This window comes from Pedobacter sp. (assembly GCF_965227205.1).
Lineage (GTDB): Bacteria > Bacteroidota > Bacteroidia > Sphingobacteriales > Sphingobacteriaceae > Pedobacter.
The window spans coordinates 3295404-3307748 of sequence record NZ_OZ245727.1; the positions used below are offsets into that span (position 1 = coordinate 3295404).

A 12345-nucleotide genomic window follows, 5' to 3' on the forward strand; every position below is an offset into this window, starting at 1 on the left:
AAGCTAAACAAACTTAGTACCAACTTTTTTTGGCACGGTGCCAAATTGCCTTTTAAAAGCTCAGGCAGGGTTTCGTCACAGGATATTTACTTCGCGTTCTAAAGTGACTCCAAAAGTAGACTTTACACTGTCTATTATTTGTTCAGAAAAACTGTACACTTCTGAGCCTGTGGCATTTCCATGATTAACCAATACCAATGCCTGATTTTTCCAGGTTCCGGTTTGACCTTGAATTTTACCTTTCCAACCGCACTGTTCGATAAGCCAGCCAGCTGCAAGTTTTATTTTTCCATCGGCCGTTGGATAATGCACCACATCTGGAGTTTTGGCTACAATGTCTGCAAATTCGTACTTTTCTATAACCGGATTTTTAAAGAAACTGCCTGCGTTGCCAATGGTTGAAGGATCGGGCAGTTTACTTACTCGAATGTGCGAAACCGCAGCAGAAACTTCGGCTATGCCAGGTTTTTCTATTCCTCTTTTTTGTAATTCTGTTTCGATTGCACCGTAAGAGGTGTTAACATTGGCTTCAGTTTTTAAATTGAAAGTTACTGAGGTTATAATGTACTGTCCTTTTAACTCGCCTTTGAATATGCTCTCCCGATAACCAAAATGGCAATCATTAAAGTTGAACGTTTTTACATTTCCTGTTTTTATTTCGAATGCTTCGCAGCTTTCGAAAACATCTTTCAATTCTACTCCATAAGCGCCAATATTTTGTATTGGAGATGCGCCAACTGTGCCCGGTATAAGACTTAAATTCTCTACACCTGCATAATTATGTTCTACGCAATAATTTACAAAATCGTTCCAAACTACTCCCCCGCCAGCTTTTACACTTATTTGCGCTCCGTTTTCGTTAGCCTGAATTCCCTTTATGCTTATTTTAATTACAAGACCATCAAAATCTTTGGTAAAAAGCATATTACTGCCGCCACCAATAATTAAGATTTTTTGCGTTTTGGTTAGCTCGTTTTCGAAAAGTGCTTTTAAATCTTCTACTTCAAATATTTCAGCAAAAAAATGTGATTTAACATCTATACCAAATGTATTGTAAGGTTTTAATGAAATATTTTCTTGTATCTGAAGCATGTTGATTTTGTTATGCCGACAAAAGTAAGAAATATATAGATAGAAGTTTAGTTAGCTGAAATTGGTTTTCGATAACTTATTTTAATACTTCTTTATTAACAAACAACAATCCAAAAGCCCTTCCCTTCTCCTTGTCCATATTTTTATGGTGGATTTTATGCGCTTTCCTTATTCTAACCAGATAGCTATTTTTTGATTTAAATGGTTTGATTCGTTGATGTACAAACCAATCGTGCACTACAAAATAGATTAAGCCATAAATTGTAATACCTGCACCAACAGAAAATCTAAGACTGGGATTTTCTCTATCAATATACATCAGGTAAAGAGAAGAAACGGCAAAGATTAGCGCAAAAACATCATTCCATTCTAAAAAGGATTTTGAATGTTTATGATGGCTTTTATGCATAAACCACAATGGTCCGTGAAACAGATATTTATGTATTGCCCACGACAGACATTCCATCAGCACAACTGTTGTGCATATTATAACTAAGTTAAATACAAATTGCATGTCTGAATATTTAAACCATAACGCAATATAAACCAATAAGAAAGCCTGCCTGTGTCATAATATTGTAACCTTATATCTCGTTTATTAATCGAATGATTAAGATTTGAAATTTTAGATCTACTTTTGACTAATATATTAAAAAAGTCAGAAAGTAGAAAAGTAAAATGATTGTAGCCGATAAAAAAAGGGAACAAATTATTGAAGGTGCCATTAAGCGTTTTAGCCATTTTGGTATCAACAAAACTACGATGAATGATATTGCAGAAGATTTAGCTGTTTCAAAACCATCCCTTTATTATTATTTCCCCGATAAAAAACACTTAATACTTGGTGTAATTGAAAAAGTATTTACCGATTTTTTTGAAGCAATACAGAAAAAGTATAACCCAGAGCAAAATTTAGAAACCACTTTGGTTAATACTATTGATGTTCGAAACACATTTTTTCAGAAATATTACATGCTGAAAATTGCTGAAGGGATACCAGATTTATTAAATGATGAGGTTATTAAAGTTAAACTGAATTCATTAAAGGATTTGGAAAAAGATTTCTTCGCAAAGGTTTTTACTAAGGCAAAAGAAAAAGGTGAAATCGATCATCCTGACATGAGCCATATATCAGAACTGTATCTAGAAAGCTTAATGGGCTTAACCACAATGTGCGTTATGGAAACTGGAAAGGACATTTTTCCTGATAAAAAGGCATTAAACAGAATGAGCCAAAAGCAAAAAGACCTGTCTGTAATTTTTACCAAAGGTTTAAGATGCGAATAATATAAAGCAGCAGTGCTTTAATACAGATAAATAAATAGAACCCAAAAACAAAAAACAATACATTATGCTTAGAATAAAAATGGTAAAATTAATGCTCCTGCTTATAATCGGCATTACTTTACCTAATCTGTTAGCTGCACAGCAACGGATTACCTTAAAAGAAGCGCTTACCTATGCGCTGCAAAACAATATTAAAGTTCGTAAATCGAAACTTGATATAGAAGGTGGAAGATATAAGGTTGAAGAAGTTAGAGCGCAGGCTTTACCACAAATTACAGGTAATGCAGGCTTAACTTACAATCCAATTATCGGTCAGCTTGTTGCAAATTTTGGTGGACAAACGCAGGCCATCAAGCTAGGTCAAAACTGGAACTCGACTGCGGGTGTACAACTTTCACAGCAGTTATTTAACCAACAGGTATTTACAGGTTTGCAAGCAGCACGTTCTAGTGAAGAGTATTATAATTTAACTTCACAGTTAACTGAGGAGCAAATTATTGAATTGGTTGCCAATAACTATTATCAGGTTTTAGTTAACAGACAACAGCTGAACGTAATTGATACTAACATCAAAAACGTTAAAACTGTAGAAAAAGTAATCTCTAATCAGTTTAAAAATGGTTTGGCCAGAAAGATTGATGTAGATCGTATTACGGTTAATTTAACAAACTTAAATACACAAAGAGATCAAGTTGTTAATGCCATCACTCAATTAGAAAATCAATTAAAATTTTCGATGGGTATGCCGGTTTCAAATCCAATTGAATTACCAGCTGCAGAACTTACTCAGGTTACACAATTACCAGTATTTACAGATTCGGTTGATTTAGCAAACAGAACAGAAATCAAGCTTTTGAACAACCAGGATAAGTTACTTTCTTTACAAAGAAAAGCTTATTTGGCTGAGTATTATCCATCATTATCATTAACAGGAAACTATACTTATTCAAGCCAAAGTGATGGTTTCGATTTCTTAAGCTCTAATGCGGCTGCAATTGGATATGGCGCATCTGCAATCGGTTTAACTTTACGTGTACCAATTTTCAATGGCTTTTTAACACGTTCAAAAGTTCGCCAGGCTAATGTTGATATTTTAAAAGCTAAAGAGGATAGAAAAGAAAACGTAAATGGATTAAACTTAGCTTACGAAAATGCTAAAATCCAACTTCGCAATAACTTAAACACAATCAATTTGCAACGTAAAAATGTTGAGCTGGCTGAAGAAATTTACAAAAGCACACAAAACAATTACAATAACGGATTGGCAACATTAACAGATTTGCTTGATACAGAAAACTCTTTAACATCATCGCAAAACAGCTATACACAGGCTTTATTAAATTATAAAATTGCCGAAATACAATTAATAAAATCAAACGGAAATATTAAATCGCTAGTACAATAGAAATGAAAAGAATAATTACCATAATAATCGTAGTTGTTGTTGCCCTTGGTGCAATAGCTTATGTTTTAAGCAACAATAAAAAGAAGAACGAAGCTAAAACTGCATTCATTGCTGAAGGTGGTGGTGCTGTAGCGGTTCGTGTTGCTACTGTAGAGAAAAAAGTTGTCGATTTGGACTTTGTTGCAAACGGAAATTTTATACCAAAACAGGAATTAAACTTTTTATCTGAAAATGCTGGTCGTGTTTCGGCAATTTATGTTGATGAAGGCGCTCGTGTTAGCAAAGGTCAGGTTTTAGCTCGCATAGATGCTGAAATTATCAATACAGATAGAGAAACTGCTCAGGCTTCTTATGATAACGCTAAGAGAGATGAAGCTAGATATCAAAGTTCTTATGAAACTGGTGGTGTAACTCAACAACAGTTAGATCAGGCTAAATTAGCAACCAGAAATGCGAAATTGCGTTTACAGGCTTCTCAAAGAAAATTGAGTGATGCAAATATCAAATCTCCAATTAACGGTATTGTAAACAAACGTTATATTGAAGTAGGTGCTTTTGTTACTGCGCAAGGAACGCAATTATTCGAAATTGTTGATGTTTCTAAATTAAAGTTAAAGGTTAACGTTAACGAATCGCAGGTTGCAAGTTTGAAAATCGGTGATAACATCGATATCAAATCAACTGTGTTTCCTGATGAAAAATTCTCTGGTAAAGTTACTTTTATTGCTGCTAAAGCAGATGCAACTTTAAACTTCCCAATTGAAATTGAAGTATCTAACAATACAAAAAATAGCTTAAGAGCTGGTATGTATGGAACTGCTGTGTTTAATTTCCCTAAGCAAGCGCCAAGTATTTTGGTACCACGCACATCTTTTGTGGGTAGCGTAAGTAGCAATCAACTTTTCATCTATGATAAATCGAACAACACTTCTAAAATAAGAAAAGTTGTTACAGGTAGAATTTTAGGTGATAACGTAGAAGTTATTAGCGGATTAACTGAAGGTGAAACTGTAATTACCAGTGGACAAATCAACTTAGCTGAAGGCACTGCTGTAAGCATTGTTAAATAAGTTAGTTTATAATTTGTCATCCTAAGCACGTCGAAGGATAATGATATTTCAACATAAAAAATTAAAATGAAAATAACAGATATATCTATAAAAAGGCCCTCGCTGGTAATTGTGGTATTTACCGCACTTACTTTACTGGGGCTGTTAAGTTACTTTTCGCTGGGTTATGAATTACTTCCAAAATTCTCAAACAACGTAGTATCTATATCAACCATTTATCCTGGTGCATCACCAGCGGAGGTTGAAAACACGGTAACCAAAAAAATTGAGGATGCCGTATCGTCGATGGAAAACATTAAGAAACTAAATGCAGTTTCTTATGAAAGTTTATCGGTTGTAACCATTACTTTAACAGATGCAGCAAACATCGATATTTCATTAAATGATGCGCAACGTAAAGTAAATGCTATCCTTTCTGATTTACCGGACGATGTAAAAACACCATCACTTAGTAAATTCTCTTTAGATGATTTACCAGTAATTACCATGACGGCTTCGGCGAACATGGATGATGTTACCTTTTACGATTTAATTGATCAAAGAATTGCTCCGGTAATTTCAAGGGTTAGCGGTATTGCGCAGGTAAATTTAGTTGGTGGTTCTGAACGTGAAATTCAGGTTGCTTTAGATGCATCTAAACTTCAAGGTTACAATCTTTCTGTACCGCAAGTGCAGCAAATGATTTTAAGTTCAAACTTAGATTTCCCAACCGGAAGTGTTAAAACTCAGAATCAAGACGTTTTAATCCGTTTATCGGGTAAATACAGAAGTATCGATGAATTAAGAAACTTGGTGTTAACGACATCAAAAGAGGGTGCACAAATTCGTTTAGGCGATGTATCTGATGTTCAGGATTCGAAAAAAGAAACCGAAAAACTGGCTCGTATTAACCGTCAGTCTTCTATTGCAATTCAAATTATTAAACAGAGTGATGCCAATGCAGTAAAAGTGAGTGAAGGTGTTCACGCTATCATTGCAAAGCTTAAAACAGAATATGCGGGCAACAAGCTTGATATTAAAATTGTTAACGACAGTTCGATTTTTACATTAGAATCGGCAGATGCGGTAATACACGATTTAATGCTTGCGGTTGTATTGGTAGCTTTTGTAATGCTTTTCTTCTTGCACAGTTTGCGAAATGCATTAATTGTAATGGTTTCAATCCCGGCATCATTAATTGCAACCTTTATCGGTATTAGTCTTTTCGGCTATACCTTAAACTTAATGTCGTTATTGGGTCTATCACTCGTGGTAGGTATCCTTGTGGATGATGCGATTGTGGTACTGGAAAATATCCAGCGACACATGGAGATGGGTAAAAATAAAGTTAGAGCAGCCTCTGATGCAACTAGAGAAATTGGTTTTACGGTTGTATCGATTACAATGGTAATTGTAGTAGTGTTCTTCCCTATCGCCATTAGTTCTGGTTTGGTATCTAACATTTTACGCCAATTCTGTGTGGTTGTAATTATTGCAACATTACTTTCATTAGTTGCTTCATTTACTATCGTTCCTTTGCTTTTCTCAAGATATGGAAAACTAGAGCACATTGAAGGGAAAAACATGTTTGGTCGTTTCATTTTATGGTTCGAAAAACAGCTTAAAAAATTCACTATTTGGATTACCAATATTTTAAACTGGTCCTTACGCCACAAAGCATTAACCCTAATCATGGTTTTTGTGTTGTTCTTAGGTTCATGTGGTTTATTAGGTGCAGGTTTTATTGGTTCAGAGTTCTTCCCTAAATCAGATAAAGGAGAATTCCTGGTACAAATTGAATTACCAAAAGATGCACCGTTAGAGCAAACTAACTTCTACACACAAAAAGCAGAAGCTTTCTTAGATAAACAACCAGAAATTATCCAGTTAATTACTACAGTTGGACAAGCCAGTGGTGACTTTGGTGGTACACAGGCAACAGCATACAAATCGGAGATTAACGTAAAGTTAGTTGAGCGTGATAAACGCGAAGGTATGTCATCTGATGTATTCGCTACGAAAATGAGTAGAGCTTTAGCTAAAGAATTGGTTGGAGCAAAAGTTAAAACAGTGCCAATTAGTATTTTGGGTATTGCAGAGAATGCGCCAATTAGCTTAGTGGTTATGGGTTCTAACTTAGATAGTGCTTTGAAATATGCAGAAGGTGCTAAAAGCTTGTTAGCAACCATTCCTGGTGCAACAGAGATTAAACTTTCTGTAGAAAAAGGTACACCTGAGATTAATGTTCAGGTAGATAGAGATAAAATGTCGGCTGTTGGCTTAACGCTTTCAACAGTTGGTTCTACCATGCAAACCGCCTTTGCCGGAAATACCGATGGTAAATACAGAAAAGGCGAATACGAGTACGACATTAATATTCAATATCAAGATTTCAACAGGAAAGATATCGATGATGTACGTAATTTGATTTTTGTGAACGATAAGGGTGCACAAATTAAGTTATCACAGTTTGCAAACATTACCGAAGGTTCTGGTCCAAGTCAGTTAGAGCGTTTAAATAAATCTACTTCGGTTTCTGTTCAGGCACAATCCATTGGTCGCCCAACGGGTACAATTGTAGCCGATTTTAAAGCAAAATTAATCGAACTGCAAGAAAACGGTAAATTAAAAGCTCCTGTTGGCGTAAGCTACACATGGGCTGGAGATGAAGAAAATCAAGCAGAAGGTTTTGGTACTTTAGGTATTGCATTATTGGCATCGATTATCTTAGTTTACTTTATCATGGTTGCTTTGTACGATAGCTTTATTTACCCATTGGTAGTAATGTTCTCGCTACCATTGGCATTAATTGGAGCTTTATTAGCCTTGGCGTTAACGAATAACTCATTGGGTATATTTACCATTTTAGGTTTTATTATGTTGATGGGTTTAGTGGCAAAGAATGCGATTATCTTAGTCGATTTTACCAACCACATGAAGGCAGAAGGAAAATCAACAATCGATGCTTTAATCTTAGCTAACCATGCTCGTTTACGTCCAATTTTAATGACCACCATCGCCATGATATTTGGTATGCTTCCAATTGCATTGGCAAGTGGTGCAGGTGCAGAATGGAAAAACGGTTTGGCCTGGGTTATTGTGGGTGGTTTAACCAGTTCGCTATTTTTAACCTTAATTGTGGTACCAGTAGTTTATTTAGTTTTCGATAGAATGTTAGATAGATTTGGTTTCAACAAAAAAGTAAAAACCATAGATGAATTGCTGGAAGAACCATACGACCATAAAGACGTTTTGGAATACGATGCAGATTTAGAACATTAAAATTTTTATACATCCAGATTAACAATCAATCAGGTCGCCTCCCAAAAGGCGGCCTTTTTTTGTTTTATTTTTTCTTGAAAAGGTAAGGACAGTATTTCATCGCTTACTCCAGTCGGGCTGTTCGATAAATCTTTTTTGCTCAAAACTTAAACTCACGAAGTCTATTTACTTAAGTGCTCAGGAGACTTCGTAAGTTTAGTAAATCAGCAAAAAAGGATATCGCTTCTATCCCGTTAGCAACAAAGTCGACTGCAAAAATCTAAAACGCCAAACAAAATATTGTATCAATTTGTATATTAGGCATATGCTTAAAATCATCCTCAGCGCTTTAATCATAAACATCGCTTTTGCAGTTTCAGCCCAACATCCTCCGGTTTTCGAAGCAATGACAACCGATTCAACATCGTTTCAGCTTTATGATTTAAAAATCAATCTTGTAAAATACACCTACAAGCCAAATGGAATTAAATTCCTGGTTGTGCATGATAATGAAGATACTGGTGTAAAAGCCGGCTTCGAATACATTAGGTGGAATGGCGGAAAATTAATTGATAGCCAATATGGTGGTGTTAGAGATTATAACTTCACCTACATGGATGATACCTATCGAATTGATCCTAACGCAATTTATACAGAAAGAGGCGTTAACACCAGATTAAAAAAAGATGAATTCAGCTCAAACGAAGTTGAAAAAGCATTAAATGATGCAGGAAAGAAAATCCTCGATTACTATAATCCCAAAGAAACAGGATATATTTTAACGCTACACAACAATGCCGACGGTGGTTTTGGAATTTCATCCTATCTACCAGGCTACGATTTATCGAGCACTGCAGATTCTGTTTATTTAAACCCAGAAATGGATGGTGATGACCTGCTTTATGTTACCGATTTAAAGCTATTCAACAGTTTAAAAAAGGCTAACGTGAATGTTATCCTTCAATCTAAATTTGGAGAAAATGATGGTTCGTTATCTGTTTATGCTCAATTAAATGATATCCCTTACATAAATGTCGAAGTTCAGCATGGTCACATAGATGAAAACCTACGATTGATTGAAATCGCAATAGCTGCACTGAAAGAACATAATATGATAAAAACGCTGATTACTAAAAAAGAGTAATTTAGTTAATCCATCGCTCTGATTTTGCCAACTATTAAACTTACCAGTAAACCGAAAATACCGATTACGGCATAAGAATACTGTAAGCTTGATAGAGCCGAAATGTAACCGATTAGTGGTGGTCCCATTAAAAAGCCTAGGTAACTCACGCTCGAAACCATTGCAATTGCAATTCCTGGTGCTACCTTACCATTTTTCCCGGCAACGCTATAAACCGTTGGAACAATACTCGATACGCCAACGCCAACCAACATAAATCCAATAGTTGCAGGTACTATGTAAGGTAGAAAAACCGACAAGAACATCCCCGAAGAAATAATTAAACCGCTAATTTGAATGGTTCTTTTTCTTCCCAGGCTTTCAATAATTTTATCTCCTACAAAACGACCTGTAGCCATCATCACCATAAAAGATGCATAACCAAGAATTACTAATGATGTTGGCGCTTTAACAATTTCCTTAAAGTAAACGCCGCTCCAATCAAACATCGCTCCCTCTGTTGCCATGCTGCAAAAGCCGATAATTCCGAGCTGTAGCAAAGAACCTTCGGGCATGGTAAATAATTTTGGTTTACGTTCGCTTTTAGCACCTTTACCAGGCACCAAATGTTTATGGTTTAAAAACACGTTCAACCAAATCAGGAAAGTAATTATCCAAAAGTGATGATAAGGAACAATATGAAGGTTAACCATTAATAAGCCAACTAATGCCCCGGTAAATCCGGCAATGCTCCATGCGCCGTGAAAGGAAGTCATAATTGGCCTACCAAATAATTTTTCTGCTTCAGAACCTTGCGTATTAACGGCGATATTACACATGTTACCAACTATCCCGAATAAAAATAAAAAAGCTGCTAAATGCCACGAAGCAGAAGCTAAACCTAAATTAGAAAGTGCCAACACATAAAGCGGTGCGGTAATGGTTAATATTTTTTTGCTCCCGTATTTTGTAACCAACCTACCAGATATGGGCATAGTTACCAATTGGCCAAGAGGTAGTGCTAATAGAATACTACCCAACTCTCCATCAGATAAATTTAAGGTATGTTTAATATCCGGAATACGACTTGCCCAAGAAGCAAAAGCAATACCTTGACCAAAGTAAAATAACGATACCGCAAGGCGAATACGATTTGGAGAACTTTTTTTAACAGGTTTCGTTTCTGCTTGATTTGATAATTCCTGATTTATATTAAGTTCTTCCAAAATGCAATATTAACAATGAAGTATTATTTTGTGACAAAGATCATTAATTGAAATGGTAATAGAAAGTTATAATTATCATTTATATATAATTATTAAACTAAAAAACCCGCTCAAAAGCGGGTTTTTGATTTAAAAGTTAATTATTTTATATTTTATTCGGTTGAAAGAACTTTACAGCTCCATCGCCTTCACTTGCAACTACTAATAAACTTCTGCCATTTGGGCTATCTTTTGGTTTAACAAATAGTAAACCTTCAGGTGCATCTCCAGAAGCAAATAATTGAACAAATTTTGGTGATGACGGAGTTGTAACATCATAAATTGCAATCATATCAACACGTTCCATACCAATAAATGCTAAAGTTCTGCCATTAACCTGTGCAACAGTTACTCCTTCTACTTCAACACCTTTATTATCCGAACGCGTATCATCATACTTACCTGCATCAATAACACGTTGCTCTAAGTCTTTTCCAACATTTGCAACTAAAGCACCTGTATTAGCATTAATAATGCTCATGCTTCTGCCACCAGTTGCATATAATTCATCGTAATCTCCGTCGCCATCTGTATCGCCATAAGCTTTTGTAACCGTTAACCTGCCTAAGTTTCCATCCAGTTGCAAAGTTGCTGCAGTTGGAAATTTAGTTGGGTCGAGTTTTAAACTTTTTACTCTTGCTTCTTCGTCGTAACCTTTCCAGGCTCTAGTATCACCCTCATTTGCTAAAGCTAAATAATTATTGCCTTCTGTTGTAAAAAATGAAATTGCATCTGGTAAATAAAAAGCCTTGATTGGCCAGGTTCCTAAAGCTATTTTATTATCTAAATCACTTACATCAAAAGCATTTTCAGCAAGGCTGATGTCTCTTGTGCCTAAAGGATTAATTTTCGTGATTGTTCCGGCAACGATATCAACTTCTGCAACACCATTGTTTTCCTGTAAAGTAACATATGCTTTTTTAGAATCTGAACTAACAGCAATGTATTCTGGTTCAATGTCCTGAGCAAATGTTGCTTTTGGTCCGTAAATTCTAAAACCACCTGTAACCAACGCTGCCTTTTGCGATTCGAATCCAGAAAAATCTAAAGTTTTAACCGAATAATTATCTTTTACGTTGATAACTGAGATGCTTCCATTTGGATCTACAGTATATGCATCATTTGGCTCACCTTCGTTTGCAGATAAAATATAATTTCCATCCGGACTAAAAGTTACCATATCTGGCATAGCGCCAACCGTGATTTTTTTAACTTCAGATAAATCTGATGTTTTTAAAACAACAACATCGCCATTACCTTGTTTATCGGCTCCATCTAATGCTATTGCCAACAAACCATTGCTTACAGCCACACTATTTATACCAGCATTGCTTGCAAATGTTAAGGTTCTTGTTTTAGTTACCGTTGGATAGTTTGTTAAATCTACAACTTCAACCTTCGCGCCTCCTTCATTACTTACAACAAATAGTTTTTTTGTTGATGGATCGTAAGCAGAAATTTCGGCCGATGTTTCTCCTCCTAAATCTATTGATGCGGTTTCTTTAAAACTCGATATATCTTCTGCAACGATTGGGTCTATTTCTTCAATAGGATCTGAAGTTTTTTTACAGGCAGTTATTGCCATTGTAGCCATCATTAAGGCTACAAAAAGTTTTTTACAGTTCATGGTTTGTTTGCTTATCTGAATCGCAAAAATAAATTCGCAACTTGCTGTTTTATAGGCTCACAATGTTATCTTTTGGTTAAGGAATGATAAACACTTTTTAACAGTCAGCTGAAGCAGACGGCAATGAGTGTTAGCCACAAAAAAAGCCGATAATTTCTTATCGGCTTTCCTTTTGGTTTGTGAAGACACAAACCAAGGCGTAGAGATACTGAAACAAGTTCAGCATGACGGATACC

Annotated in this window: 9 protein-coding genes; 5 read left to right on the top strand and 4 right to left on the bottom strand. The window is 35.6% G+C overall.

The features are described 5' to 3' along the window. Positions 1-75: 75 nt before the first annotated feature. Together murB and ACO05K_RS14105 are read right to left on the bottom strand one after the other, a co-directional pair. The gene (murB, locus tag ACO05K_RS14100; RefSeq protein WP_421945069.1) at positions 76-1092 is read right to left on the bottom strand and encodes a UDP-N-acetylmuramate dehydrogenase; all 1017 of its coding nucleotides are present in this window, start codon (positions 1090-1092) and stop codon (positions 76-78) included. Between the two features lie 76 nt (positions 1093-1168). Then, entirely contained in the window at positions 1169-1606 is a 438-nt protein-coding gene (locus ACO05K_RS14105; RefSeq protein WP_421945070.1) for a sterol desaturase family protein, read from the bottom strand. A gap of 164 nt (positions 1607-1770) precedes the next feature. Here ACO05K_RS14105 and ACO05K_RS14110 point away from each other — a divergent pair, with 164 nt between their 5' ends. The 5 genes from ACO05K_RS14110 (at position 1771) to ACO05K_RS14130 (ending at position 9238) form a co-directional block, all read left to right on the top strand. Then, entirely contained in the window at positions 1771-2379 is a 609-nt protein-coding gene (locus ACO05K_RS14110) for a TetR/AcrR family transcriptional regulator (RefSeq protein ID WP_421945071.1), read from the top strand. A 64-nt stretch (positions 2380-2443) separates the two neighbouring features. Further along, positions 2444-3784, top strand: a complete 1341-nt coding sequence (locus ACO05K_RS14115) for a TolC family protein (protein ID WP_421945072.1) — start codon at positions 2444-2446, stop codon at positions 3782-3784. A 2-nt stretch (positions 3785-3786) separates the two neighbouring features. Further along, a complete protein-coding gene (locus ACO05K_RS14120; protein WP_421945073.1) occupies positions 3787-4854 on the top strand; it encodes an efflux RND transporter periplasmic adaptor subunit in 1068 nt (355 codons plus the stop codon). A gap of 66 nt (positions 4855-4920) precedes the next feature. Further along, positions 4921-8115 carry an efflux RND transporter permease subunit gene (locus ACO05K_RS14125; protein WP_421945074.1) on the top strand — a complete coding sequence of 1065 codons (3195 nt, stop codon included), beginning with the start codon at positions 4921-4923 and terminating at the stop codon, positions 8113-8115. A 304-nt stretch (positions 8116-8419) separates the two neighbouring features. Then, the gene (locus ACO05K_RS14130) at positions 8420-9238 is read left to right on the top strand and encodes a hypothetical protein (protein ID WP_421945075.1); all 819 of its coding nucleotides are present in this window, start codon (positions 8420-8422) and stop codon (positions 9236-9238) included. Positions 9239-9243: 5 nt separating this feature from the next. Here ACO05K_RS14130 and ACO05K_RS14135 read toward each other — a convergent pair whose 3' ends face one another. Both ACO05K_RS14135 and ACO05K_RS14140 read right to left on the bottom strand, forming a co-directional pair. Beyond that, the gene (locus ACO05K_RS14135; RefSeq protein ID WP_421945076.1) at positions 9244-10443 is read right to left on the bottom strand and encodes an MFS transporter; all 1200 of its coding nucleotides are present in this window, start codon (positions 10441-10443) and stop codon (positions 9244-9246) included. A 145-nt stretch (positions 10444-10588) separates the two neighbouring features. Next, a complete protein-coding gene (locus ACO05K_RS14140; RefSeq protein WP_421945077.1) occupies positions 10589-12109 on the bottom strand; it encodes a choice-of-anchor I family protein in 1521 nt (506 codons plus the stop codon). Positions 12110-12345 lie beyond the last annotated feature (236 nt).